24 protein-coding genes are annotated in these 25,642 nt (G+C 74.6%); 14 read left to right on the top strand and 10 right to left on the bottom strand.

Features of this window, described 5'->3' with window-relative positions:
- Positions 1–3: 3 nt before the first annotated feature.
- Genes FXF50_RS17150 through FXF50_RS17125 form a run of 6 tightly spaced genes read right to left on the bottom strand, consistent with a single transcriptional unit; the run spans position 4 to position 7,960 of the window.
- Entirely contained in the window at positions 4–1,632 is a 1,629-nt protein-coding gene (locus FXF50_RS17150; RefSeq protein ID WP_255510081.1) for a lipopolysaccharide biosynthesis protein, read from the bottom strand.
- On the bottom strand, positions 1,602–2,465 hold the full coding sequence (locus FXF50_RS17145) for a sulfotransferase (protein WP_148428998.1): 864 nt from the start codon (positions 2,463–2,465) through the stop codon (positions 1,602–1,604). Before FXF50_RS17145 ends, FXF50_RS17150 begins: the two co-directional genes overlap by 31 nt.
- 17 nt (positions 2,466–2,482) lie before the next feature.
- Positions 2,483–3,688 (bottom strand): hypothetical protein, encoded by a 1,206-nt coding sequence (locus FXF50_RS17140; protein WP_148428996.1) that lies wholly within the window; start codon positions 3,686–3,688, stop codon positions 2,483–2,485.
- A complete protein-coding gene (locus tag FXF50_RS17135) occupies positions 3,688–5,175 on the bottom strand; it encodes an O-antigen ligase (RefSeq protein WP_148428994.1) in 1,488 nt (495 codons plus the stop codon). Before FXF50_RS17135 ends, FXF50_RS17140 begins: the two co-directional genes overlap by 1 nt.
- Positions 5,172–6,173 carry a DUF3048 domain-containing protein gene (locus FXF50_RS17130; RefSeq protein WP_148428992.1) on the bottom strand — a complete coding sequence of 334 codons (1,002 nt, stop codon included), beginning with the start codon at positions 6,171–6,173 and terminating at the stop codon, positions 5,172–5,174. The genes FXF50_RS17135 and FXF50_RS17130 overlap by 4 nt, the downstream gene beginning before the upstream one ends.
- Entirely contained in the window at positions 6,170–7,960 is a 1,791-nt protein-coding gene (locus FXF50_RS17125; protein ID WP_148428990.1) for a Wzz/FepE/Etk N-terminal domain-containing protein, read from the bottom strand. Before FXF50_RS17125 ends, FXF50_RS17130 begins: the two co-directional genes overlap by 4 nt.
- A gap of 497 nt (positions 7,961–8,457) precedes the next feature.
- On the opposite strand from FXF50_RS17125, the gene FXF50_RS17120 reads away from it, so the two are divergent.
- The 4 genes from FXF50_RS17120 to FXF50_RS17105 are packed head-to-tail and all read left to right on the top strand — an operon-like array spanning position 8,458 to position 11,397.
- Positions 8,458–8,934, top strand: a complete 477-nt coding sequence (locus FXF50_RS17120; protein ID WP_148428988.1) for a UDP-N-acetylglucosamine--LPS N-acetylglucosamine transferase — start codon at positions 8,458–8,460, stop codon at positions 8,932–8,934.
- A complete protein-coding gene (locus FXF50_RS17115) occupies positions 8,931–9,512 on the top strand; it encodes a glycosyltransferase (protein ID WP_148428986.1) in 582 nt (193 codons plus the stop codon). The genes FXF50_RS17120 and FXF50_RS17115 overlap by 4 nt, the downstream gene beginning before the upstream one ends.
- Positions 9,509–10,486 carry a sulfotransferase gene (locus FXF50_RS17110; RefSeq protein WP_148428984.1) on the top strand — a complete coding sequence of 326 codons (978 nt, stop codon included), beginning with the start codon at positions 9,509–9,511 and terminating at the stop codon, positions 10,484–10,486. The genes FXF50_RS17115 and FXF50_RS17110 overlap by 4 nt, the downstream gene beginning before the upstream one ends.
- Positions 10,483–11,397, top strand: coding sequence for a glycosyltransferase family 2 protein (locus FXF50_RS17105; protein WP_148428982.1), 915 nt, complete (start codon positions 10,483–10,485; stop codon positions 11,395–11,397). Before FXF50_RS17110 ends, FXF50_RS17105 begins: the two co-directional genes overlap by 4 nt.
- Positions 11,398–11,455: 58 nt before the next feature.
- Here the strand turns inward: FXF50_RS17105 and FXF50_RS17100 are convergent, their stop codons facing one another.
- Positions 11,456–13,117, bottom strand: coding sequence for a hypothetical protein (locus FXF50_RS17100; RefSeq protein ID WP_148428979.1), 1,662 nt, complete (start codon positions 13,115–13,117; stop codon positions 11,456–11,458).
- A 103-nt stretch (positions 13,118–13,220) separates the two neighbouring features.
- Positions 13,221–14,099: a 3'(2'),5'-bisphosphate nucleotidase CysQ gene (locus FXF50_RS17095; RefSeq protein WP_148428977.1), complete on the bottom strand. Its 879-nt coding sequence runs from the start codon at positions 14,097–14,099 to the stop codon at positions 13,221–13,223.
- A gap of 199 nt (positions 14,100–14,298) precedes the next feature.
- Here FXF50_RS17095 and FXF50_RS17090 point away from each other — a divergent pair, with 199 nt between their 5' ends.
- Positions 14,299–15,393, top strand: coding sequence for a PLP-dependent aminotransferase family protein (locus FXF50_RS17090; protein ID WP_148428975.1), 1,095 nt, complete (start codon positions 14,299–14,301; stop codon positions 15,391–15,393).
- A gap of 369 nt (positions 15,394–15,762) precedes the next feature.
- On the top strand, positions 15,763–16,911 hold the full coding sequence (gene corA / locus FXF50_RS17085) for a magnesium/cobalt transporter CorA (RefSeq protein ID WP_148428973.1): 1,149 nt from the start codon (positions 15,763–15,765) through the stop codon (positions 16,909–16,911).
- A gap of 73 nt (positions 16,912–16,984) precedes the next feature.
- On the opposite strand, the gene FXF50_RS17080 is transcribed toward corA, so the two are convergent.
- A complete protein-coding gene (locus FXF50_RS17080) occupies positions 16,985–17,821 on the bottom strand; it encodes a hypothetical protein (RefSeq protein ID WP_148428971.1) in 837 nt (278 codons plus the stop codon).
- Between the two features lie 84 nt (positions 17,822–17,905).
- Here FXF50_RS17080 and FXF50_RS17075 point away from each other — a divergent pair, with 84 nt between their 5' ends.
- Complete coding sequence (locus tag FXF50_RS17075; protein ID WP_148428969.1) at positions 17,906–18,436, top strand: peptidylprolyl isomerase; 531 nt, start codon at positions 17,906–17,908, stop codon at positions 18,434–18,436.
- Positions 18,437–18,461: 25 nt separating this feature from the next.
- Positions 18,462–19,406 carry a rhomboid family intramembrane serine protease gene (locus tag FXF50_RS17070; protein ID WP_148428967.1) on the top strand — a complete coding sequence of 315 codons (945 nt, stop codon included), beginning with the start codon at positions 18,462–18,464 and terminating at the stop codon, positions 19,404–19,406.
- Positions 19,407–19,412: 6 nt separating this feature from the next.
- Here the strand turns inward: FXF50_RS17070 and FXF50_RS17065 are convergent, their stop codons facing one another.
- On the bottom strand, positions 19,413–19,847 hold the full coding sequence (locus FXF50_RS17065) for a PH domain-containing protein (protein ID WP_255510080.1): 435 nt from the start codon (positions 19,845–19,847) through the stop codon (positions 19,413–19,415).
- Between the two features lie 98 nt (positions 19,848–19,945).
- Here FXF50_RS17065 and FXF50_RS17060 point away from each other — a divergent pair, with 98 nt between their 5' ends.
- From FXF50_RS17060 to FXF50_RS17035, 6 genes are all read left to right on the top strand, one after another.
- Positions 19,946–21,118 (top strand): acetyl-CoA C-acyltransferase, encoded by a 1,173-nt coding sequence (locus FXF50_RS17060; RefSeq protein WP_148428965.1) that lies wholly within the window; start codon positions 19,946–19,948, stop codon positions 21,116–21,118.
- Between the two features lie 42 nt (positions 21,119–21,160).
- A complete protein-coding gene (locus FXF50_RS17055) occupies positions 21,161–22,138 on the top strand; it encodes a phosphotransferase (protein WP_255510079.1) in 978 nt (325 codons plus the stop codon).
- 102 nt (positions 22,139–22,240) lie between these two features.
- The gene (locus FXF50_RS17050) at positions 22,241–22,753 is read left to right on the top strand and encodes a hypothetical protein (protein WP_148428961.1); all 513 of its coding nucleotides are present in this window, start codon (positions 22,241–22,243) and stop codon (positions 22,751–22,753) included.
- A gap of 69 nt (positions 22,754–22,822) precedes the next feature.
- Positions 22,823–23,515 (top strand): response regulator transcription factor, encoded by a 693-nt coding sequence (locus FXF50_RS17045; protein WP_148428959.1) that lies wholly within the window; start codon positions 22,823–22,825, stop codon positions 23,513–23,515.
- Positions 23,508–24,953 carry a HAMP domain-containing sensor histidine kinase gene (locus FXF50_RS17040; protein WP_148428957.1) on the top strand — a complete coding sequence of 482 codons (1,446 nt, stop codon included), beginning with the start codon at positions 23,508–23,510 and terminating at the stop codon, positions 24,951–24,953. Before FXF50_RS17045 ends, FXF50_RS17040 begins: the two co-directional genes overlap by 8 nt.
- A gap of 56 nt (positions 24,954–25,009) precedes the next feature.
- Complete coding sequence (locus tag FXF50_RS17035) at positions 25,010–25,618, top strand: hypothetical protein (protein WP_148428955.1); 609 nt, start codon at positions 25,010–25,012, stop codon at positions 25,616–25,618.
- Positions 25,619–25,642: the final 24 nt, after the last annotated feature.

Below are 25,642 nucleotides of genomic sequence, written 5' to 3'. Positions count from 1 at the left end.
AGGTCAGGACTGGGCGGCCGAGTTCGCGCCGGTGCGGTTCCGGCCCCGCCGCAGCGCGCGCAGCGCGTCGAGGTGCAGGGTGGTCCGCCAGCGCCAGGCGCCGGCCAGGTACGCCGCCGCGCCGCCGGCCGCCACCAGGGCGAGCACCGGCGCCGGGGCGTCGAGCAGGCTGGCCACCCCGAGCGGCACGCCGAACGCGGCGACCGCCAGCGCCATGGCGGCCCGGGTGCCGGCGCCGAACGGGTGCAGCCGCATCGACCACCAGAGCTGGCCCAGCGGCACCAGGTTGGTGACCAGGATGGAGACGGTCCAGGCCAGGGCCGCGCCGAGGATGCCGTACCGCGGGATGAGCAGGAGGTTGGCGACCACGTTGAGCACCGTGCCGGCCATGGCGTTGTAGAAGGTCCAGGCGGTCCGGCCGGCCATGTTCAGCACCATGTCGACCATGCCGCAGCCGGTGGCCACCAGCATGGTCAGCGCGAGCAGCAGCACCACCCGGTGACCGTCGCCGTAGCCGGAGCCGAACAGCGCCAGCATCGGCGTGGCGAACGCCGCGAAGAGCAGGTACGCCGGCCAGGAGAGCAGCACCAGCCACCCGGTCGCGGCCTGGTAGAGCTGCCGCGCCTCGGCCCGGTCGTCACGGGCGAAGGCGGCCGCCAGCCGGTGCTGCACGGAGCTGGAGAGCGCGACGCTGGAGAGCTGACCGAGCGCCAGGAACCGGGTCGCCGCCGTGTAGATCGCCGCGTCGGCCGGCCCGCGCAGGGCACTGAGCAGCACGATGTCCAGGCGCTGCACCACGATCGCGGCCAGGCTGCTGACCGCGCGCGGCCCGGTGAACCGCCAGAACGGCCCGACCAGCTCGCCCGTCGGCACCGGCCGGGTCACCTGCCGGCCGGCCCGGCGGACCAGCCGGCCCAGCCAGGCCAGCGCGACCGCGGCGGCGAGCAGGTAGGGCACCACCCAGGCCAGCGGCAGCGCCACGGTGGCGGAGAGCCCGAGCCAGGCGGCCACCGCCACGGCCAGGAACTGCACCAGGGTGCGGCCCAGCCGTTCCACGGTGAGCAGCGGCCGCATCTGGCCGAAGCCGCGGCAGGCGGCCAGCGCGTAGTCGTTCAGCGCGGCCAGCGGCACGAACGCCAGCAGGATGCGCAGCGCGGTCACCGCGCCGGGGCCGGCCTCCGGCATGGTCGCCTCGGCCAGGGCCGGGGCGACCAGCCAGCCGGCCAGGCCGAGCAGCGCACCGACCGCCAGCACCGGCACCAACCCGGCCAGGATCGTGCCGCGGATCCGGTCCCGCTGGTCGAGCGTCCGGTGCCGGCTGACGAAGTAGACGGTCCCCACGTCGGTGCCGAGCCGCGCCGCCGACGCCGCGATCATGAAGGCGCTGGTGGCCGCGAAGAACATGCCGGCCTCGCGGACCGACCAGCCGCGGGCGATGACGATGTTCAGCCCGAAGCCGGCCACCGCCGCCAGGCCCACCCCGACCAGGTTCGCGAAGCCCTGCCGGGCCGCGCCGCCCAGGCCCGCGCCGGGACCGCCGCCCGCGCCCGGTCCGCCGGCCGGTGCGGTGAGCGTCGGGGTGGCGCCGGCGTCCGCCCGGGTCACCGCCGCCACGACGGCACGCGTCCCCACCAGGTGGCCAGCCGCTCGTCGTACGGGGCGAAGTGGTTCTCCAGCCGCGCCCGCAGCTCGGCCGACATGGGCGAGCGGGACCGCGAGTTGTGCTTGCCGAAGGCGATGTCCGCCCACCGGGGCAGGCCGAGGAAGTCGCACACCGCGTCGAAGGAGGGCCGCGGGTCGGCGAAGAAGTCGTCGCTGTCGATCACGTGCAGCCGCTCCCGACCGACCAGCGCCTCCAGCCGCTCCACCTGCTCGATGTACCGCCCCCGGGCCAGGTACGCGTTGTGCTGGAGGTGGTGGCTCGCGTACGTCGGGTCGGCGGTCATCCGCTCCCGCTCGCCCGCCGTCCGCTCCTCCTCCAGCGCCAGCGCCCGCTCGAAGTCCGGCTCGGTCTCGTAGCCCCGGGCCAGCTCGTGGGAGTGCGCCGAGTAGGCCCGCTCCACCGGGTCGCGGAGCAGCACGAGCAGCTTCACCGAGGGCAGGTCCTCGGCGATCCGCTGCGCCGCCAGCGGGTGGAACATGTAGTACGGGCTCGACTCGCCGGTGATCCCGCGTACGCCGACCTGCTCCTTCACCGCCTCCGCCTTCGAGGTGGTGGGGAAGTGGCCGAGGTACCAGTTCATCCCCCGGTGGTAGTCCACGTCGAAGTAGTGCACGCCCTTGTGGTAGGCGGGCGGCAGCACCCCCGGGTGCTGGGACAGCGTCTTGAACAGCGAGGTGGTGCCGCAGCGCTGCGCCCCCACGATCAGGAATCCCGGCACCATCCGCGACCCGGCGGTCAGCCGACCGACCGTCCGGCTCACCGACTTCACCGCGCGGAGCGCCTGCTCCTTGGCCAGCGTCACGTCCCCACTCCTCACTCTCACCGGGCCCGACGGGCCAGGTGTTCCTCCACGGCGGGCAGCAGCCAGGTGTCGACGTGCCCCAGTCGCGCACCCGCCTCCGCCTGCCGGTCCCGCAGATAACGGGCCGCCAGCTCCACCAGGTAGAGCACGGCGACCAGGTCGGCGCCCCGCCCGTCGGGGTCGAACGGCGCGAGCGCGCGGTCCGCCCCGGCGATCAGCGCCCGAGCGGCCTCGACCGGCTCGACCCCGTCGTTGCCGATCGCGGTCTGCACCGCGCGGTGCAGCTCGTCGTAGCCGACCGGCACGTCCGCCTCGAACCGCTCCCAGTCCCAGACCAGCACCCGGCCGTCGGCCAGCACCGCGCTGTTGCCGCCGTTCCAGTCCCCGTGCCAGGCGCCGAAGGCCACCGTCGGGTCCAGGTCGGCGACCGTCTTGAGCGCCGCGCGCAGCCGCCCGGCCTCCGGTCGCGCGCCGAGCGCGTCCACCGCGTCGGCCAGCCGGGCCGCGTGGTCGCTCCCCGCCCACGACCGCCGGCGTACGCCCAGACAGCCGGCGACCGCCACCATGGCCGCCCGCTCGGCCGCCTCGGCGGCGGCCGGGGTGGCCCGGGGCAGCCGCACCGGCAGCGCCTCCTGCACCAGCAGCGCGTGCCCGTGCCAGTCGCCGTGGTGGCGTACCCCGGCCACGGTGACCGGGCCGAGCGGCAGGTCGGCCAGCCGGCGCAGCGCGGCCGCCTCCGCGTCGACCAGGGCACGGGTCAGCGGGTCGACGCCGAGCTTCGCGTAGCCGAGGGCCCGGCCGTCCGGGGCGAGCAGTTGCAGCACCGGCTTGCGGTTCGCCCGGGCCGGCCCGATGTGCAGGCTGACCAGCGCCCGCTCGCCCAGCACCTCGGCCAGGTACGCGTCCAGCCCACCGCCGGTCACCACCAGCCGGTCGCGGAACACCAGCGGCCCCAGCCCGAGCCGGAACGCGGTGGCCAGCCCCTGCCGGACCAGCCGGGCCTTGCGGCCGACCGCCTCGGTGGAGTGCCGGACCGCGCTCGCCGCGGCCCGGCCGGAGCCGGTGGGCACCAGCAGCCGGGGGCGGGACGCCGAGGGCACCACCACCCAGCCGGCGCCTCCCTTGCGCAGGGCGGGCTCGGCCGGCTCGGGCCAGATCAGCCCGGCCAGCTCACCGAGGTAGGCGGAGCGGCCGTCGCCGTCCGGTGGTACGCGGAACACCATCAGTGGTCACCGGCTGCTTCCAGTCGGGCCCGCAGCCCGGCCACGGTGCCCTGGGGTGGCGCCGGCGCGAGCGCCCGGCGGAGCCGGTCGTTGCGGGCGAGCAGGGCGACCGAGATCAGGCCGTAGGCGAGGGTGGCTTCCAGTGCCCCGTAGGTGAACTGGAAGAAGAGCATGAGGATGAGCACCAGGCTGCCGGCGATGCCGATCGCACTGTGGTCGCGGCGGTAGCGCCAGAGGCAGTAGAGGAAGAAGCCGTTGTAGCAGATGGCGCCCACATAGCCCTGGCCGACCAGCAGCGCCCAGAGCTGGCCGTTGCTGCCCAGCTCCCGGTTGCCGCACTGCTTGCAGTCGTCGGACTTGCCGATGGCGATCGACCGGTTGCTGCCGATCAGCGCCCGGTTGCCGCCGTAGCCCAGGATCGGTGAATGGTTGGCCGCGGTGACCGCACCCTCGGAGAGGGTGGTGCGGATGTCGTCGCTGTGCCCGTTCTGGAGTCGCTCGTCGAAGGTGCGGCCCAGTGGTGTGGCGACGATCAGCACCCCGATGAGCCCGACCGCCAGGGCGAGCCCGCCGAGCACCACCATCCGCCCGCGCAGGGCGAGCCGGACGGCCACGTAGACCGCGGAGATGCCGAGGCCGATCCAGAGGCCGCGGTTGAGCGAGTAGATGATCGGGAAGATCGCGGCCAGCGCGACCGCCACGCCGGCCACCCGGCGCAGCGGCCTGCCCAGCACCACCCAGCCGACGATCAGCCAGATGAGCAGGATCGCCGTGTTCTCGCCCCACGAGTTCGTGTAGGTGAACGGCGCGGACGGCCGGGGCGAGCTGGCCTCGCCCTCCAGCACCTGCTGGACCTGGGCGAACTTCACGTCCATGAGCGAGGCGACGAAGGGCTGGCTGGCGATCGAGTGCGGCAGGATGAACCGCAGCGGCGCGACGAAGCCGAGGGTCGGGAAGAGCGAGCCGAGCCAGCCGCCGATCACCACGACCACGCCCATGAACCCGAAGAGCCGGACCACCCGGCGTCGGGACAGCTCCCGCTCGCCCAGGTTGTAGACGTAGAGCATGACCACGGTCATGCCGACGAAGTTGGCCAGCCGGATGGCCCAGCCGATGTACCGGCCGCCGCCGCCCGGCGGCAGCGTGTTCGGCGCGGTGAGGCCGAGCATCGCGGCGGAGAGGACCAGCCAGAGCAGCAGGAGCAGCCAGATCCCGAAGCCGGGCGGCACCCGGACCGGGCCCCGGCGGACCATCTGCGCCAGCATCGGCACCGCGAAGATGACGAAGACGAAGCTGGACACCCCGAGCGCCCACCACAGCGGGTAGAGCACGAAGAGCGCGATCAGCGGCCACGCCGTGGGCAACCGCAGTGACCAGCCCTTCGGCCGCACCACGGCCGGCGCGAGCCGGGTCCCGGCGGGCGGCGGGACCGCCGCGCCGACCGGGGCCGACCCGCGCGCCGGGCGGGGCGGGGTGACGGTGCTCATTTCACGGTGACCTTGGCGGTGGTCGGCGCGTAGATCACCCAGGCGTTGCCCGGCTGCGGGTGCAGGAGGTCGCCGCCGCTGTCGGCGAGGGTGCAGACCATGCCCTGGCCCGGCTTGCGCCACCGGCCCTTCGCGCTGGACGGCCCGGAGACCGCGACCACCGCGCCCTCACCGAAGACGTTCGCCGACGGGAGCGATCGCGGCGACGGGTTCCGCACGTCGAGCGTCCGGTATTCCATCGTCAGCACGATCACCGACGCGGCGGTCACCGTGGCGCTGCCGACCTTGCCCACCCAGAGCGACTTCTGCTGGTCGTACCGCCAGACCATGGACGGGCCGCCGGAGACGGTGACCGACAGTTCGGTGGCCGGGACGAGGTCCCGTGCGGCCAGCGCGGCGCCGTCGGTGGCGTGGTCGAGGGGCGGCGTGGGCGGCTGGCCCCCCTTCGGCGCGGCCTTGAGCAGCGCCGCCGTCGAGGTGTAGCCGTCGTCGATGGCGTCGCCGTCGTCGGGCGTGACCCCGGCCAGGCCGGACTTCTCGAACTGGGTGAGGAAGCCGGTGGGGCCGCCGGCGTAGCCGACGACCGGGTGCAGCACGCCGACCGACCGGATGTCGACCGGACGGATCTCGGCGACCGGACCGATCTTGGCGGCGTCACGGGAGTGGAACACCGCGGTCAGGTGCAGCGTGTCCGACTCGGCGAACTCGGCGTAGACCAGGTCGGCCGCGTCCAGCCCGGCCGGCGTGGTCGAGGGGCTGACCCGCAGCGGCACGGCGACCGCCTGGCGGCCGGCCAGCGGCGCCGCGCTGACCGGCGCGCCGGTCAGCGGGCCGGCCGGCAGGCTCGGGGTCGGGCTCGGCGCGGGCGTCGCCGGGGCGCTGCCCGGGTCGACCACGTCGACGCTGCCCGCCTCGGGCTCGGGCTCGCTGCAGGCCGTGCCGAAGGCGACCACGACGGCCGGTGCGAGGGCGGCGCGGAGCATCTGCCGGCGGTTCACCCCAGGTCCTCGCCGGAGTCCAGCGCGTAGCTGCGGCCGTCGCCGTCACCCCGGGACCGGTAGGTGCCGCCGCTGCCGTTGAGCGGCAGCGGCTTGCCCGGCGCCGGCGGCTTGACGGGGGCCGACGCCTTGCCCGGTGCGGACGGCTTCGCCGACCCGGAGGCGCCCGACGCGGACGGGTGCATCCGGGGCAGCACCATCGTGGACTCGGCGGACGGGCCGGGGCCCGGCCGGGGCTTGGGCCGGTTGGCCGGGGCCGCCGGGCGGGTGGCGCCGGCCGCCGGCGCGGGCAGGCGCGGGGCCAGCACGGCGCCGATCACCGGGGCGTTGACCTGCTCGAACTGCCGGAGCGCGGCGGTGATCTCGCCGCTGCGGGTCCGCCCGCTCTCGGCCACCACGATCACCGCGTCGACGTGCCGGCCCAGCGCCTGGGCCTCCACGGCGAGGGTCGGCTGGGCGGTCTCGATGAGCACGTGGTCGAAGCGCGCGGACAGCTCGCGCAGGATCTCCAGCAGGCCGGAGACCGGCAGCTCGACCTCGGCGTCCAGGTCGCCCGGGACGAGCACCCGGAGCTGGCCGAGGCCGGGCAGCGGGGCCAGCGCCTTGAGCGCCGGCACGTCGCGGCGGAGCACCGAGGCGAGGTTGTGCCGGCCCTCGGCCACCCCGGTGATGGCGCTCAGCGCCGAGTCGGGCTTGGTGGTGATCAGCGCGACCTGCTGGCCGGTGCGGGCGTACGCGGCGGCCAGGTTGGCCGCCACGAACCCGGCGGCGGTGCCGGCCGAGCCGTCGCACAGCAGCAGTTGGCGCCCCCGACCGGCCTGCGCGGGCTCGGGCACCGCGGAGAGCAGCACGTTGCGCAGCCGGCCCAGCTCGCGGGAGATCTTGTGGGTGGCCGGCAGCACGGTCAGCGACGGGGTACGCGCCGGAAGCTCCAGCAGCAGCGGCAGGCCGACGCGGTCGGCGATGTCGCGGCCCCGGCGGATGCGGGTGTCGAGCCGGTCCAGCACCAGCGCCAGCACGATGCCGAGCAGCAGGCCGGCACCCATGCCGCTGGCCAGGTTCAGGGTCCGGTTCGGCGAGCTGGGGCTCTCCGGCAGCCGGGCGTCCGAGATGATCTCGCCCGGATCGTTCTCGGCGGAGAGCAGCGGGCTGAGCCGGTTGTTCAGCGACGTGAGCTGGTTGGTCAGCACGTTCCGGTCGGCCTCGGCGCGCTCCCGCTCCGGGCTGTTGGCCGGCGCCGCGGCGATCCGGCCGGCGACCGCGCTGAGCTGCTTGTTCACGTCGGCGATCTGCTGCTTGAGCGCGGTGGTCTCGTTCTCCAGCGCCTTCTGCGCGGTGGCCTTGCGCAGGTCGAGGTAGGCCTGCGCGAAGGCGTGCGACCCGGCCTGCGCCTGGGCGGGGCTGTCCGCCTCGTAGGCCACCTGGAGGATCTGGCTGTTCGGTGGGACGGTGACCGTCACCGACTTCACCAGCTGGTCGGCACCGGTGTCGACCTTCATGAGGCCCTTGGCCCGCTCGGCCACGACCAGCGAGCGGACCACCTGGGCCTCGGTGTCGAGGTTCACCTTGGCGTTGGGATTGCTCTCCGCGCCGGCGCTGAGCGGGCGGACCAGCAGCGACGTGCCCGACGTGTAGCGCGCGTGCTGGAGCTGGCTCACCGCCAGGCCGCCGGCCAGGCCGAGGACCGCGGCGAGCACGAGGATCCACCAACGGCGGCGCAGCCAGCCCAGGTAGGCCATCAGGGCAAGACCGTCGGAGTCGCTCTCGGCCAAATGGGGTGAGGGCATCAGAGTCTGTCGCTCCCTTTCGACCGAGCCGGGCAGTCCACGGCACAGCTGGACCTGACCGTGACCTTGAGTGTCCCCGATCCGAACGATGAGGGAAAGTCTGCACACGTTCCGGTAAGCCTGCCCAGGTGTAGGCAGCCCGCGTAGATATGGCCGATCGGCGCTGGCCATTCGGCGGGTTTCCCGGCATGGGGCCCGACCTGCCCCCGTGGCCGGCGTCGCCGCCGGCCCTGTGCGGAGCGGTGACGGAATCCTGACACATCCCGGCTCGCCTGGTTGGCCCGGCCCGTCGTGCCGGTCGTGACCCGGCTGACCTCGGCGGTCGCACGCCCGGCCGGATCCCGGCGACGGGATTCGCGGGGTGACCCGACCGGTGGGTGGGGATCCGTCCAATGGCCCCTTCAGTTGGCCACCCCCGCGCCAGTAGGTTGTCATGACGCGTCCAAGGGTCATTCACGAAGATCCGGACGTGGTCGCGGCCTACGGGGAGGAATGTTTTGGTGAGCGGGTCAACCGACGACTCGGGGCAGGTTCTGCTGGTCGGCTCCAGCGGCGGGCATCTGGCCCAGCTCCTGGCGCTGGAGCCCTGGTACCGGGAGCGGCGACGGGCGTGGGTCACCTTCGACACCCCGGACGCCCGCTCGCTGCTCGACGGCGAGGACGTGGTCTGGGCCCACCACCCCACCACCCGTAACGTCCCGAACCTCGTCCGCAACGCCTTCCTCGCGCTGAAGGTGATCCGCCGGCGCCGGGTCGACGCCGTGGTCACCACCGGCGCCGGCGTCGCCCTGCCGTTCGTGGTCGCGGCCCGGCTGCGCCGGATCCCGACGGTCTACATCGAGGTCTACGACCGGATCGACAGCGCGACCCTGACCGCCCGGCTCTGCCGTCCCTTCCTCTCCGCGATGCTCGTGCAGTGGGAGGAGCAGCGCCGCATGTACCCGGAGGCGACCGTCGTGGGGAACCTGCTGTGACCTTCGAACTCCCCCGGCAGCGTGACCGGCGGACCGTCCCCTACGTGCTGGTCGTCGTCGGGACCGACGTGCACCGGTTCGACCGCCTCGTGGGCTGGCTGGAGCGGTGGCACGCCGGGCGGCCCGGCGTGCGCCTCGTCCTCCAGTACGGCCACAGCCGCACCCCGGCGCTGCCCGAGGCCACCCCGTTCCTCGGCCACGAGGAACTTCAGCGGGCCATGGCCGAGGCGACGCTCGTGGTGAGCCACGGCGGCCCGGCCACCATCACGGAGGCCCGGCGCACCGGCCACCTGCCGATCGTGGTGCCCCGCGACCCGACCCACGACGAGCACGTCGACAACCACCAGCAGCTCTTCTCCCGGCGCCTGGGCGCGGCCGGCATGGTGCGGCTCTGCGAGACCGAGGCCGACCTGGTCGCCGCCCTCGACGAGGGCCTGGCCGAGCCGGCCCGGTTCGTCCTGGCCGCCGACCCGGGTCGGCCCGATCCGCGCGCCGAGGCCGTGGCCCGGGTCGGCGCGGTGATCGACGACCTGGTGGCCCGCCGGGTACGCCAGCGCGCCGGCGGGCGGCGCGGGTGAGCGCCGCGGAGACGGGTCAGCCTCGCGTCCTCTTCGTCGGCGGCCTCGGCCGCAGCGGCTCCACCCTGCTGGAGCTGCTGCTGGCGCAGAGTGCCGACGTGTGCGCGGTCGGTGAGGTGGTGCACCTGTGGGAGCGGGCGCTCGGCGCCGACGAGCGGTGCGGCTGCGGCGAACGCTTCACCGCCTGCCCGTTCTGGCGGCAGGTGGGTGAGCAGGCCTTCGGTGGCTGGTCCGCCGTCGACCGGGACGACGTGCTGGCGCTCAAGGACCGGGTCGACCGGACCCGGCACATCCCCCGCCTGGCGAAGAATTCGCTCTCCCCGGAGCAGCTCGCCGACGTCCGGCGCTACGCCGACCTCTACACCCGCATCTACCGGGCCGCCCTCGCGGCGACCGGCGCCCGGGTGGTGGTCGACTCCAGCAAGCACGCCTCGCTCGCCTTCGCGCTGAGCTGGGCCGAAGGGCTCGACCTGCGGGTGCTGCACCTGGTGCGGGACAGCCGGGCGGTGGCGTACTCGTGGGGCAAGCAGGTGCGCCGGCCCGAGGTGGTCGACGGCGAGGACTTCATGCCGACCTTCTCGCCGTTCGAGGTGAGCAAGCTGTGGACCGCGCAGAACGCCGCGTTCCACCTGCTCGCCGCGCGGGCGCAGGTGCTCCGGCTGCGCTACGAGGACTTCACCGCCGACCCGGCCGGCACGGTCCGCCGGCTGCGTGAGTTCGCCGGCCTGCCGGACGACCCGGAGGCGCTGCGCGTCCTCACGGATCCTCCGGCGGCCCCCTTCCGGGCGCACAGCATCGCCGGCAACCCGCTGCGGTTCAGTGGCGGGCCGCTGACCGTGCGGCGCGACGAGGCGTGGCGGAGCCGCCTGCCGCGCCGCAGCCGGGCCGTGGTCAGCCTGGCCACGCTCCCCTTCCGAGTCCGCTACGGCTACCTGGGCCAGCGGGGATCCGACGAGTCCGTGGAGAAAGCATGAGTGGGCCGAGCATCTCGGTCGTCGTACCGACGCGGGACCGTCCGGAGCTGCTGCGCGCGGCGCTCGACGCGATCCTCAGCCAGGCCCACCCCGGCCTGATCGAGGTCATCGTGGTCTACGACCAGTCCGAGCCGGACCGGTCGCTGGAGCTGGACCGTGGCGACCGGCGGGTCCGGGTCATCACCAACACCCGCAGCCCCGGGCTGGCCGGGGCCCGCAACACCGGCATCGAGGCGGCCACCGGCGACCTCGTGGCGTTCTGCGACGACGACGACGAGTGGCTGCCGGGCAAGCTCGCCGCCCAGCTCGGCGCGCTCGACGTGCACCCGGACGGCGCGCTGGTCAGCTGCGGCATCCGGGTCAGCTACGACGACCGCACGGTGGACCGCTCGCTGGACCGGTCCCGGGTGTCGTTGGAGGCGCTGCTCCGCGACCGGCTCACCGAGCTGCACCCGTCCACCTTCCTGATCCGCCGGGCCGCCCTGCTCGACGCGATCGGGCTGGTCGACGAGCAGATCCCGGGCAGCTACGCGGAGGACTACGAGTTCCTGCTCCGCGCCGCCCGGTACGCCCCGCTGGTCAACGTGGACAGCCCGTACGTGCTGGTCCGCTGGCACAAGCGGTCGTACTTCGCGCAGCGCTGGGAGACCATCTCGACCGCGTTGCAGTGGCTGCTGCGCCGCTACCCGGAGTTCGCCACGGTGCCGCACGGCGAGGCGCGGGTGGCCGGGCAGATCGCCTTCGCGCAGGCGGCCATGGGCAACCGGCGGGACGCCGTGCGCTGGGCCCGGCGCACCCTGGCCCGCAACCCGCGGGAGCCCCGCGCCTACCTGGCGCTGGCGGTGGCGAGCCGCGCCGTGCAGGCCGACCGCGTCCTGCGCACCCTGCACAAGCGCGGCCGGGGCATCTGAGCCGTACGCGGAACGGGCGGGCGACCAGCCGGTCGCCCGCCCGTTCCCGTGCGTGGGGTCAGGCCACGCAGAAGGACTTCCACGCCTGGATGCTCGGCTGGTCGAGCAGCCGGAAGTCGCCCTGGCTGACCACCTGGTTGTAGTAGGCCACGAACTCCGGCCGCTGGCCGTTCAGGAAGCCGGTCATCGAGCGGATCCACGTCGCCCGGCCGCTGCCCGAGTCGCCCGGCACCAGGTCACTGCCCGTCTCGGCGACGCCCCAGGGCTTGCCCAGCGCCTTGGACTTGCTGATCATCTCGCCGTAGATCTCCTGCGGCGAGGCGTACCGCTTCCACTTGGCGCCCCAGTTGTAGCAGTCCCAGCCGAGCGTCTCGATGACGTCGCCGCCCGGGTAGAAGGCGTCGAAGCTACGCCCGGACTTCGGGTCGAGCGTCCAGCACATCAGGATCAGCGTGTTGATCAGCTTCGGGTTGTTGGCCCGGTTGGCCAGACCGGCGACCCGCTTCCAGGCCGTCCGGTACGCCGCCGTGGTGAACGCGCCGCGCTCGACGTCGTCCTCCGGCTCGTGGAAGTACGACCAGTACACGTTGTGCTCGCGCGGGATCGAGGCGAACCAGGAGGCGAGCCGGGAGTCGTACTTGCCGGAGTTGATCTCCTGCGGGGACGCCTTGAAGGAGACCACCACGGTCCGGTCCACCACGTCGGCCCGGCTGCCGTTCCACGCCGGCGGCAGCCCGGGGAAGAAGACGCGGGCCATGCGCAGCCTGCCGAAGGTCCGGTCGGAGCGGCTCAGCGCCTGCCCGAAGGTCTCCCCGTTCTGCACGCCGATCGACGCCCCGGGCAGGGTCAGCCGGGTCCCGGCGAAGCCCGGGACGGCGGTGGAGGCCGAGGGCGACACGGCCGGCTTGCCACCGAGGCCCTGTTCGGCGCTCGGGCTCGGCGCGCCCGGCGTGGCCGCGCCGCTCGGGCCGGCCGACTGCGCCGGGGCGACGGTGCCGGGCGCCTCGCCGGCCTGCCGGGTCTCGTCGGGACGCATGGTCGCCACGGCGACGCCGCCGCCGGCGACGGCGAGCACGAGGGCCGCGGCGATGGCGACCCGCCAGCGGCGCCGGGAACCCCCGGGCGGCGTCGGGACCGGCGCGACGGGCGGAGGCGGCGGCTGGCCGGCGCCACCGGTTCCGGTACGCGGCTCGGCCCAGATGTCCTCGGGGGACGGCCCGGGCAGGGTGGCGGTGGCGGTGGGCGCGCCCTCGGCCCAACCGGCCTCCGGGCCGGGACCGGCCGCCGGCCCCCAGCCGCCCTGCCCGACCGGTGCGGTCTGCGGCGCCAGGCCCACCGGACCGGCGTGCAGGGTCCGCTCCGGGTCCCCGGCCTGCGGCGCCCAGCCGGCATCCCCGGCCTGCGGCGCCCGGTCGCCGGGCCCGTCGTGCGCGGCCCAGCCGGCGTCCTGTGGTGCCCAGTCGGGGTGCTCGGCCGGGCCGGCCTGCCGCGCCGGCCAGGCGTGTCCCCGGTCGGCGCCGGCCCACCGGGGGTCGGCGTGACCGTCGGCCGGCCCGGTCTCCGGCCAGGGCAGGCCGGACCGCGACTCGGCCGGCGGCACCGGCGGCGCGGCCTCGGGCCAGGGCAGGGACGGCGCGCCCTGCTGGCGCGGTACGTCCTGCCCCGGCCAGAGACCGGTCGGCTGTTCGAAGGCGTTGTGCTGGTCTCGCTCGGCCGGCATGACCCTCCCTGGCTGGCGGCGGCCCATCTCTCGGGGCTCAGGTCGGACGTGCATTCCGACCGACGATAGCCTCCGTTCACCTGGGCCGTGCGTACCCCAACACTCAGCCGAACGCCCCACCCGGGGTGTCGGTAACGGCCGAAGCGGGCATCTCGACCCCGGTGCGCGCGATCGCGTCGAGCAGTTGGTCGGCCAGCTCGGGGCGGCAGACCAGCAGGTCGGGCAGGCGCGGGTCGGCCCGGTTGTAGCGCAGCGGCGACCCGTCGATCCGGGACGCGTGCATCCCGGCGCCCAGGGCCACCGCCACCGGGGCGGCGCTGTCCCATTCGTACTGGCCGCCCGCGTGCACGTACGCGTCGACCTCACCGGTCACCACGGCACACACCTTGACCCCGGCGGAGCCCATGGGGACGGCCTGCGCGCCGAGCAGCTCGACCAGCTCACCGACGAAGGCCGGCGGGCGGCTGCGGCTCACCGCGATCCGGATCGGCCCCTCGACGGCCTTCGGGGTCGGGCAGCCGGTGCCGAGGATGAGCTGGTCACCGTCCACCGTGGTGCGGGCCGGCATGCCGACCGCGCCGGCGACCAGGGCGCCGTCCGGGGCGGCGGAGCGCTGCCAGAGCGCCACGTGCACCGCCCAGTCGTCCCGGCCGGCCTCGGAGAACTCCCGCGTGCCGTCCAGCGGGTCGATGATCCAGACCCGGTCGGCGTCGTGCCGGGGCGCCCGCTCGCCGTCCGCCCAGGCCCGGCGCGAGTCGGCCTCCTCCTCGGAGAGCACCGCGTCCGCGGGCCGCCAGCGGGCCAGCGCCGCGGTCATCAGTTCGTGCGACGCGCGGTCACCGGCGTCCTTGAGCGCCTTCGGGTCCGCGAAGCCCTGCCGGTCCCGCAGCGCGGTGAGCGCCTCGCCCGCCCGGCCGGCCAGCCACTGCGCGAACTGCTGGTCGTCGAGCCGTCCGGCCTCGTCCTCGGTCACGAGCCTCACCACCTGTCTCCCCGGGTCTGCCGCGACCCGCAATCCTTCGGCGGCCGGTGTTCCCGGCGCCAGCTTCCGGTCGGATGGTAGACAGCCGTGAAACCGGTTCGGATCTCCGTCGGCCCTGGTGGACGGAGCGGCCGCCCGCATGTTGAACTTCGCGTGTATGGCGGTCGGACCCGCCGGACCAGGCCCTAGGCTCGTGCGCATGACCGCCGAGCAGCTGATCTCCTTCGCCCGTGGCGCTCCCTCGCTGGACATCATCGATGTCGAGGGGCTCAAGGCCGCCGCCGTCCGCGCCTTCGACGCCGACCCCGCCGGGATCACGGCGTACGGCACCTCCGTCGGTTACCCGCCCCTGCGGAAGTGGGTCGCGGAGAAGCACGGCGTCGAGGCCGACCAGGTGCTGATCACCAACGGCTCGCTCCAGGCCGACGCGTTCCTCTTCGACCACCTGGTCCGGCGGGGTGACGCCGTGGTGGTCGAGCGCCCGACGTACGACCGGACGCTGCTCAACCTCCAGCAGATGGGCGGCGAGATCCACGGTGTGACGATCCAGCCGGACGGTCTGGACACCGCCGAGCTGCGCAAGCTGCTGGAGTCGGGGGTCCGGCCGCGGCTGGCCCACGTCATCCCGAACTACCAGAACCCGGCGGGCGTGACCCTCTCCCTGGAGAAGCGTCGCGAGCTGCTCGACCTGGCCGCCGAGTACGGCTTCACGATCTTCGAGGACGACCCGTACGCGGACATCCGGTTCCGGGGCGAGCCGCTGCCCTCGATGCTGTCGATGGACACCCGGGGCGTCGTGGTGCACGCCTCCAGCTTCACCAAGACGGTCTGCCCGGGCGTCCGGGTCGGCTACCTGGTGGGCCCGGCGGACGTGATCGCGACGATCGCCAAGCGGGCCACCAACCTCTACATCTCGCCGGGCATGGTCTCCGAGGCGATCGTGCACCAGTTCTGCGTGTCGGGGGAGATCGAGCGGTCGATCCACACCGTGCGGACGGCGCTCGGCGAGCGTGCCGTGGTGCTCGCCGAGTCGCTGCGCCGGCACATCCCCGAGGCCCGGTTCGTGGAGCCGGACGGCGGCTACTTCCTCTGGGTGGAGCTGCCCGAGGACGTGGAGGTCGACCGGCTCGCCCCGGCCGCGGCCGAGCGCGGCGTGGCGGTGGTGAAGGGCAGCGACTTCATGATCGACGGCGGCCGGCACGCGCTGCGGCTGGCCTTCTCCGCGGTGACCGCGGACCGGATCGACGAGGGCGTCCGGCGGCTGGCCGAGGCCATGGCGGCCGTCCGCGGCTGATTTTCTGTCGGGTTTCTGACAGAACGGCGATACCGGCCGGCCCGGGTCTCCCGCTGGGCCGGCCGGCGGCCCACAATGCTGCGAGCGCCGCTCAGGTCTCGCCGGTGACCGGCCCGCCGACCGGCAGCCGCCGGGCCGCCCCGGTCCGGACCGTCGGCGCTCGCAGCAGAACTCCCGCCCCCAATGGGTGCCGGGTGGGCCGTGTCGCCCCTCACCCCCCTGACGCGGCCGGCCCGCCCGGCGCCGTCACCGTCTCCTGCCCGGTGTGACGCGGGTCGCAGCCCGGTCGCCCGTGCCGCGTTCGCCCGCGCTGCGCCCCGCGCTGACCGGCGTAACCTGCAAGCCGCAGCTTCGTGGAGAGGGGGCGAGATGACGGACCGGGTGGCACGCGACCGCAGCGCCGGGCAGAACGGTGACCGGGCGCCCAGACCACGGGCCTGGGCGGCGCCGGTCCGCGCCATGTCGCGCATCCTCAACGCCGACGGCTCCCCCCGTACGCCCCGGCCGGCCGACCCCGGCCGCAGCGGGATCGTCGACTGCGGCCTCTACGTCGACGGCGAGCGCCAGCCGGGCGAGTGGCACTACGCCGACGCCCTTGCCGCCGCCCGTCAGGAGCGGAACGGCTTCGTCTGGCTCGGCCTGCACGAGCCGGAGCTGGAGGAGATGAGCGCGATCGCCGCCACCTTCGGCCTGCACGAGCTGGCCGTGGAGGACGCGGTCAAGGCCGAGCAGCGGCCCAAGCTGGAGCGCTTCGGCGAGGTGGTCTTCCTCGTGCTGCGCACCGCCCGCTACTGCGAGCACACCGAGCTGACCGAGAACTCCGAGGTGGTGGAGACCGGCCAGGTGATGCTCTTCATCGGGCCGAACTTCCTCATCAGCGTCCGGCACGGGGACGCCTGCCGGCTGTCGCCCGTCCGCGCCGACCTGGAGGCGAAGCGGGACCTGCTGGAGCACGGCCCGTGGGCCGTCGCGTACGCGGTCACCGACCGGGTGGTGGACCTCTACCTGGAGGTGGCCGACCGGCTTGAGGACGACCTCGACGTGCTGGAGGCGGACGTCTTCGACCGGCAGAGCAGCGGGCGGATCCAGCGGATCTACCAGATGAAGCGGGAGCTGGTGGAGTTCAAGCGGGCCGTGGTGCCGTTGCAGCGGCCGCTGCTCACCCTCACCTCGCAGGTCAACCGGGAGGTGCCGCAGGAGGTGCGGCGCTACTTCCGGGACGTGCAGGACCACCTCAGCCGCACCGTCGAGCAGGTGAACTCCTACGACGACCTGCTCAACTCGATCCTCCAGGCGCGGCTGGCCCAGGTCACCGTCGACCAGAACAACGACATGCGCAAGATCGCGGCCTGGGCGGCGATCGGCGCGGTGTGGACCGCCATCGCGGGCATCTACGGCATGAACTTCGAGAACATGCCAGAGCTGAAGTGGACGTACGGCTATCCGGGCATCTGGGCCGTGAACCTGGGCCTGTCGTTCGTCCTGTACCGCTGGTTCCGCCGCAACGGCTGGCTGTAGCCCGTCCGCAGACGGAAGCGCCGGCCGCGCGGGGCGTACCCGCGCGCGCCGGCGCTTTCCGTGACCGTGCGGGTCAGCGGCGGCCGCTGGCCTTGGCGGAGTTCTTCCCGTTCTGCATCGCCTTGGTGACGTCGTCGGCCGGGCGGCCGGAGACGTCGCGGGCGCCCTCGGCGACCGAGGGGACCTTGTCGTTCGGGTGGATCTTGGGCTGGGTGCCCGGGGTGGTGGTCGAGGCGCTGTCGCCCCCGGCCACCGCCGAGCTGCCGGCGCCGGTCGGGCCGCCGGCCACGCCCGACTTGCTGGACATGGTGGACGCGTCGGTCACCTTCGCGGTCGCGTCCGGGGTCTCCACCACGATGGTGTCCACGTCCTCGCGCATCGGCTCCAGCTTGCCGGCCGGGTCGTACTCGGCCCACTCCTGCTGCTCGCGGCGGCGCCGCATGGCCATCGCGCCGGCCAGGCCGGCGACCGTGCCGGCGAGCAGCAGGCCGGTCGTCATGCCGCGCGACTTCTTCTGCTTCTTCTTCGCGGCCTTCATGTTCTTCGCCTTCACCTTCTTGCTCATGGCGGCCTGCTTGGCGGTGGCGGCCTTCCGGCCGGTCAGGGCCTTGCCGGCGGCGTCGGCCTGCGCGTTGCGCATCGCCATGAGCAGCGGCGCGAGTGCGGCGGCCGTCGATGCGACACCGCTCGACGCCCGGTCCCGGACGACGATCGCGGTGGGCACGACGGCGCCCCGGGCTGCCTGGACGCGCGGGCCGACCGTGGCGCCGGCACCCTTCGCCGCGTGCGCGGCGGCCTGCCTCAGGTGACCGATGCCCTGGTTCAGCTCCGCCTTCGCGAGCTGGCCCTGGGTCCTACGCCGCCCGATTCCAAACACGGTCCCACCTCCTGGGAGTTGTTCCTCCGTCATCCTCCACCTTCGGATGCCTCCGCATGGCCAGATCGGGCACATGGGAGGATCCGCATGGAACTGACCAACGAGTGAGGAGTACCCGTGGCCGAGGCTGTCTACGCCACCTTGCACACCAACGCTGGCCCGATCCGGCTGGAGCTCTTCCCGAACCACGCGCCGAAGACCGTCCGCAACTTCGTCGAGCTGGCCGAGGGCACCCGCGAGTACATCGACCCGCGTACCGGCCAGCCGGGCAGCGGGCCGTACTACGACGGCACCATCTCGCACCGCGTGATCAGCGGATTCATGGTCCAGATGGGCGACCCGACCGGCACCGGTCGCGGTGGCCCGGGCTACAAGTTCGCCGACGAGTTCCACCCGGAGCTGCGCTTCGACCGGCCCTACCTGCTCGCGATGGCGAACGCCGGGCCGGGCACCAACGGCTCGCAGTTCTTCATCACGGTGAGCCCGACCCCGCACCTGAACAACCGGCACACCATCTTCGGTCAGGTCGCGGACGAGCAGTCGGCGAAGGTCGTCGACTCGATCGCGAACACCCCGACCGGCCCGAGCGACCGGCCGCTCCAGGACGTGGTCATCGAGCGCGTCGAGATCGAGCGCAAGCCGGCCTGAGCGTCACGCGGGTACCTTTGCTCGCATGACTGAGCGCTCCGGGCAGGCAGGTGACGCCACAGGCGGGCCGGCGCCGACCACTCCGGTCTGCTACCGGCACCCCGATCGGCAGACCTACGTCCGGTGCACCCGCTGTGACCGGCCGATCTGCCCGGAGTGCATGCGGGACGCGTCCGTCGGCCACCAGTGCCCGGAGTGCGTCAGCGAGGGACGCCGCAGCGTGCGGCCGGCGCGTACCGCCTTCGGAGGCGGTGCCGCCGGCCGCCAGGGCTACGTCACGAAGACCCTGATCGCCCTGAACGTGCTGGTCATGATTCTGTCCATCACCTCCGACCGGGGCGGGGACGCGGCCGCCGGCGGGTCCGGCTTCGGCGGCCTCATGGGCGGCTCGACGCCGCTGACCGACTGGGGTGCGGTGCTGGGCCTGGCGCGCTTCAGCGACGGCACCATCGGCGGCGTGGCCGAGGGCGAGTGGTACCGGCTGGTCACCGCGATGTTCCTGCACTACGGCGTGGTGCACCTGCTGCTCAACATGTGGGCGCTCTGGGTGCTGGGCCGCACCCTGGAGGCGGTGCTCGGCCCGCTGCGGTTCCTGGCGCTCTACCTGATCGCCGGGCTCGGCGGCAACGTCGCCGTCTACCTGTTCAGCGCCCCCAACTCGCCCGCCGTCGGGGCATCGACCGCCATCTTCGGCCTCTTCGCCGCGATCTTCGTGATCATGCGCCGGCTGGGCCGGGACACCTCGGCCATCGTGCCGATCCTCGTGATCAACCTGATCTTCACGTTCACCGTGCCGGGCATCTCGGTGGCCGGGCACCTCGGCGGGCTCGTGGTCGGCGCGCTGATGGCCCTGGTCCTGGCGTACGCCCCGCGGATGCGGCGGACCGCCTTCCAGGTCGCTGGCGGGGCGATCCTGCTGGTGGCGCTGCTCGGGCTGGTCCTCGTCCGCACCGCCGCGCTGACCGGCTGACCCGCCTCAGCGGGCGGCGGTGCGGGCGGTCTCCAGGGCGGCGGCGACCTCCTCGGGCGGCGCGTCCAGGTCGTAGCGGCCGAACAGGTGCAGGGACTCGCCCGCGTCGATCTCCAACGTCTCGGCGGTGATCCCGCGCCGGGTACGCCGGTCCACCCGGATCGCCTCCACGGCCGCCCAGGGCAGCCGCCGGCGACGGGCGAAGCCCTGGATCACGGTGATCCCCTCCGGGTCGGCGGCCAGCCGGACCGGCGCCACGAGGTCGCGCAGCGCCCAGGCGAGCAGCCCGGCGGCGGCCAGCCCGGCGAGCACCAGCTGGACCCGGTCCTGGCCCGCGAAGAGCAGGCCCAGCGCGACCAGGACGAGCGCGCCTAGCGCCTTGACCGCCGGCAGCACCGGCGGCACCCGCCACTGCCGGGCCGGGGACGACTGTGGAGTCACCGCCCCAGCATGCCAGCCGGGCGGCGCGGAACCGGGGGAGGACGACCGGTCGGGTCAGCACGTAGTATCGGGGCAAGCCAGGTTACCGGGGAGTAGACATGAGTGACGCGGTCATCGTCGGTGCGGTACGGACCCCGGTCGGGCGGCGCAAGGGCAGCCTCGCCGGCGTGCATCCGGTCGACCTCTCGGCGCACGTGCTGCGCGCCCTCGCCGAGCGGACCGGCATCGACCCCGTCGACGTCGACGACGTGGTCTGGGGCTGCGTGTCGCAGGTCGGCGAGCAGTCGTGGAACGTGGCGCGCAACGCCGTCCTCGCCGCCGGCTGGCCCGAGTCGGTCCCCGGCACCACGCTCGACCGGCAGTGCGGGTCCAGCCAGCAGGCGCTGCACTTCGCCGCCGCCACCGTGCTCTCCGGCCAGGCCGACCTGGTGGTCGCCGGCGGCGTCGAGTCGATGACCCGGGTGCCGATGGGCTCCAGCGTGGCCGGCGGGATGCCGTTCAGCCCGGCGATCCTGGAGCGCTACCGCGGCGTCGAGGGCGTCGCCGAGGACAGCGCGCTCCCGTTCAACCAGGGCGTCGGTGCCGAGCTGATCGCGCAGCGGTGGCGCTTCTCGCGCACGCAGCTCGACGAGTTCGCGCTGGCCAGCCACGAGAAGGCGGCCGCCGCGCAGGACGCCGGGGCGTTCGACCCCGAGCTGGCCCCGGTGGCGCTGGCCGACGGCGGCAAGTTCACCGCCGACGAGGGCATCCGGCGGGACACCTCGCTGGCCAAGCTCGGCGAGCTGGCCACCCCGTTCAAGGCCGACGGCGTGGTCACCGCCGGCTCGGCCTCGCAGATCTCCGACGGCGCGGCGGCGCTCGCGGTCACCACCAGCGAGTGGGCCAGCCGGCACGGCCTGCGCCCGCTGGCGCGGGTGCACACCGCCGTGGTCGCCGCCGACGACCCGGTCACCATGCTCACCGCCCCCATCCCGGCCACCGCGAAGGCGCTGCGCCGCGCGGGGCTGGGCATCGAGGAGATCGGGGTGTACGAGGTGAACGAGGCGTTCGCCCCGGTGCCGCTGGCCTGGCTGGCGGAGACCGAGGCGGACCCGGAGCGGCTGAACCCGCGCGGCGGGGCCATCGCGCTCGGCCACCCGCTCGGCGGGTCCGGCGCTCGGATCATGACCACGATGCTCCAGCACATGCGGGACAACGGGATCCGCTACGGCCTCCAGACCATGTGCGAGGGCGGCGGCATGGCCAACGCCACCATCGTCGAGCTGCTCTGAATTCGCTGGCTGACGTCAGGGCCAGCGCCTAGCCTGCGCACCGTGACGACACCCGAGTGGTCCGATCCGCAGTGGCGGGACGCCGCGCTGGCCTGGATCGGTGACGCCCTGGGCCGACACGGCCGGCGGGTGACCGGCCCGGTCGAGCCCCGGGTGCGCCCCTGGTCGCTGGTCTGGCGGGTGCCCACCGACGCCGGTCCGGTCTGGTTCAAGGCCAACAACCCGGGCACCCGCTACGAGGCGGGCCTCCTGGCCGAGCTGGCCCGGCTCGCCCCGGGGACCGTGCTCGACCCGCTCGCCGTCGACGCCGCGCGCGGCTGGTCGCTGCTGCCCGACGGCGGCCCGAGCCTGCGCGACGTGCTCGCCGGGGACCTCACGCACTGGGAACGGGTGCTGCCCGCGTACGCGGCGCTCCAGGTCGCGGTCGCGCCCCGGGTCGACCGGCTGCTGGCCGCGGGAGTGCCCGACCACCGCCCCGAGGTGATGCCGGAACTCCTCGACCGGCTGCTCGACGACTCCGACGCCCTGCTGCTCGGCGAGCCGGACGGGCTGACCCCGGAACTGCACGCGCGGCTGCGGGCGCACCGGCCGGAGTTCGCCGCGACCTGCCGCCGCCTGGCGGAGTTCGGCGTACCGGCCAGCGTGCAGCACGACGACCTGCACGACGGGAACGTCTTCGCCACCGACGCCGGCTACCGCTTCTTCGACTGGGGGGACGCCTCGGTGGCCCACCCGTTCGGCACCCTGCTGGTGACGCTCAACTCCGTGGCGTACGGCGCCGGTCTGAAGCCGGGCGACCCGGTGCTGGGCCGGCTTCGGGACGCCTACCTGGAGGCGTGGACCGACCGCCACGACCGGGCCGCCCTCCGGGAGGCCGCCGGCCTGGCCATGACGGTCACCACGGTGAGCCGGTCGCTGTCCTGGCGGCGCGCCCTGGCCACCCCGGACCCGGCCCGTGCCGAGTACGCCGCCGCCGTCCCCGGCTGGCTGGGCGAGGTGTTCGCCGACCCGCCGGCCTGACCGGCGCGGATGTCGCACCGCGGGTGCGATTTGCACGGGTGGAAGTTCCAGAAATCGGGAGTGACCCATATCACCCCCGCTCACCTGCTCGTTGCATCTTGCATGGACGTGTTCTCGCGAACGTTCCTTCCGGCCGCCGCCGACACCGGCCTGGCGACCCAGACCGTCAGCCGGCACATGCCGGTCTTCCGCCGGTGCGTCGGCTCCGGTGACGCCACCATCCTGGTCACCCGGTGCAGCCGTCCGGACCACCCGATCGGCGGCGACTACCTGATGCTCCTCACCCACCGCCGCCTGGTGGTCACCCGGCAGACGCGGGTGCTGCACCGGCTGCGCCTGCACCTCAACACCGAACTGCGCGAGCTGAGCAACGTCACCTGGAGCCCCGACCCCCGGGCGCACAGCCTGGAGCTGGCGGCCACGGCGATCGACGGGGTCCGGGAGCGGTTCCTCATCCGGACCCACCACCCGAAGCAGGTGTGGCAGCTCGACGCCCTGCTCAACCACGCCTTCCGGACCCGGCTCCGGACCCCCGCGGAGCGGCTGGTCGCCACCATCGGCGAGCCGCCGGCCGCTGCCCGCCCGGCCGTGTTCCGCCCCGCGCCGGTCCGCTGACCGGCTCCTTACCGAACCCGAACATTCCCCTGACCTTCCGGGCGGCCCCCCGTCGGTAATCATGGGCCGGTGACCGCCGACGACGCACCGCGCGGGCTCGTCCTCGTGGTGGAGGACGAGCCGGCCATCGCCGACCTCGTCCGGCTCTACCTGACCCGGGACGGCTTCGGCGTACACCTGGAACGGGACGGGACGGCCGGGCTGGCCGCCGCGCGGCGGCTGCGCCCGGTGGCCTGCGTGCTCGACATCGCGCTGCCCGGCCTGGCCGGCACCGAGATCTGCCGGCGGCTGCGCGAGGCCGGCGACTGGACGCCGGTCATCTTCCTCACCGCCCGGGACGACGAGGTGGACCGGGTCGTCGGCCTGGAACTGGGCGCGGACGACTACGTGACCAAGCCGTTCAGCCCGCGCGAGCTGGTGGCCCGGGTGCGGGCGGTGCTGCGCCGCACCGCTGGCGCGCCCGCCGTGGCCGAGCGGCCCCGGGTGGTCGGCCCGGTCACCCTCGACCCGGCCCGGCGCACGGTCACCGCCGCCGGCGCCCCGGTGCAGCTCACCTCCACCGAGTTCGACCTGCTCGCGCACCTCATGGCCCGGCCCGGCCGGGTCTTCACCCGGGAGGAGTTGCTGGCCGGCGTCTGGGGGTACGCGGCCCACGCGGGCACCCGGACGGTCGACGTGCACGTGGCGCAGGTCCGGGCGAAGCTCGGCCCGGCCAGCGTCATCCGCACCCACCGCGGCGTCGGGTACGCGGCCGATGCCTGAGCAGCCCACCATGGCGCTGCCGGTCGTCGGGCCCGGCCCGTCGGCCCCGCCCCGGCGGCGGTTCGCGCACACCCTGACCGCCCGCGCGGTGCTGGTCACCTGCGCCGTGGCGCTGGTGTCGGTGCTGGTCACCGCGCTGGTAGCGGTGCCCCTGGCGGTGCGCGGGGCGGAGCGGCGCGACCAGGAGGCGCTCGCCGCGCAGGCCCGGCTGGCCGCCGAGGTGCTCCGGGTCCGCGCCGTGCGCCAGCGGGACAACGCCGGGGACCGGCTCATCCGCCAGCTCCGACAGCAGCAGATCGAGGTGTATCTGGTCCGTGCCGGCCAGGCCGACCACGCCGGCCTGCCCCCGCAGGTGGTGAAGCGGGTGGCGGCCGGCCGGGACGTCTCGGGCCGGCGGCTGGTCGGCGGCGAACGGGCCCTGGTCGAGGGGCGGGCGCTGCCCGGCGGGGACGGCGTCGTGCTGGCCCGGCCGACCCGCAACGGGCCGTGGCGGCAGGTGCTGCTCAGTCTCTGGTTCCCGCTGCTCGCCGGGCTCGCCGCCGGGGCGGTCGCCGGCCTGTTCCTCGCGCGCCGGCTGGCCCGGCCGATCCGTACCGCGGCCACCGCCGCCGCCCGGCTGCGCGCCGGGGACCGGGCGGTCCGGGTGCCGGTCGAACCGCCCGACGAGGTGGCCGACCTGGCGTACGCGCTGAACGGGCTGGCCGCCGCGCTGGCCACCAGCGAGGGGCGGCAGCGCGAGTTCCTGCTCTCGGTCTCGCACGAGCTGCGCACCCCGCTCACCGCCATCAAGGGCTACGCCGAGGCGCTGGCCGACGGGGTGATCGAGCCCGACGCCGTGCCGGCCACCGGCCGGACCGTGCTCGCCGAGTCCGAGCACCTGGACCGGCTGGTCAGCGACCTGCTGGCGCTGGCCCGGCTGGAGGCCGCCGACTTCCCGCTGGAACCCGGTCCGGTCGACCTGACCCGGCTCGCCGCCGACGCGGCCCGCACCTGGACCGACCGGTGCGCGGCGGTCGGCGTGCCGTTCCGGGTGGAGGCGCCGGCCGCGCCGGTGCCCGCGTACACCGATCCGGGGCGGATCCGGCAGGTGGTGGACGGGCTGCTGGAGAACGCGCTGCGGGTCGTACCCCCGGGGGCGCCGGTGGTGCTCGCGGTCCGGCCGGCCGGCGCGGACCCGGCGGCGGGCGGCCTCGTCGAGGTCCGCGACGGCGGGCCCGGCTTCACCGACGACGACCTCGCGGTGGCCTTCGAGCGCGGGGCGCTGCACCAGCGGTACCGGGGGGTGCGCAAGGTGGGCAGCGGCCTGGGGCTGGCGCTCGCCGCGGGGCTGGTCCGCCGGCTGGGCGGCGAGATCACGGCCGGGCACGCCCCGGAGGGCGGCGCGGCCTTCACCGTCCTGCTGCCCGGAGATCCTTACCTGACCCGAACATCGGCCTGACGATCCGCTCGTGCGCGCGGGGGAGGCTGAGGGCACCACGGACGAGAGGAACACTGATGGCACGTCAGGGAATCGTCACCGGCGTCACCGCGCTGCTCGCGGCGGCCGCGCTCGGCCTCGCCGGCTGCGGCCCGGCCCAGGTCGCCCAGGACTCGGCGAAGGAGACCGCCGTCGAGGTGGCCGCCGCCATGGGCGCGGACGGCCAGGCGCTGGCCGCGCTCGGCGTCGACGCCGGCGACCTGGACGTCGACCCGGTCGCCGCCCCGGCTCCCTCGGCCTCCGGCGCACCGGGCGAGCAGGCCGGCCCGCGGGACAAGCGGGGCGAGCGGGCGCAGGAGTGGCGCAAGCGGCACCGCGCCCGGGTGCTGCTGCGCAAGAACACCCTGCACGGCGAGGTCGTGGTGCAGACCAAGGACGGCGGGACGAAGACCGTCGCCGTGCAGCGCGGCCAGGTGACCGCGATCGACGCGACGTCGATGACCGTGAAGTCCACCGACGGCTTCACCATGACCTGGACCTTCGACGAGAAGCTCCGGGTGGTCGAGCGGCGCACCACCGTGCAGTCGAGCGACATCAAGGTCGGCACGACCGTCGGCGTGGCCGGCGCCAAGGACGGCGACAACGGGGTGGCCCGGCTGATCGTGGTCCCGTTCACGCAGAAGTGAGCCGGAGGCACCGGGGCCGGCGCG

The sequence above is a fragment of the Micromonospora sp. AP08 genome (assembly GCF_008085935.1).
Taxonomy (GTDB): domain Bacteria; phylum Actinomycetota; class Actinomycetes; order Mycobacteriales; family Micromonosporaceae; genus Micromonospora; species Micromonospora chersina.
Note: the sequence above shows the minus strand (reverse complement) of the source record. Positions and strands in the feature narration are given on the sequence as shown.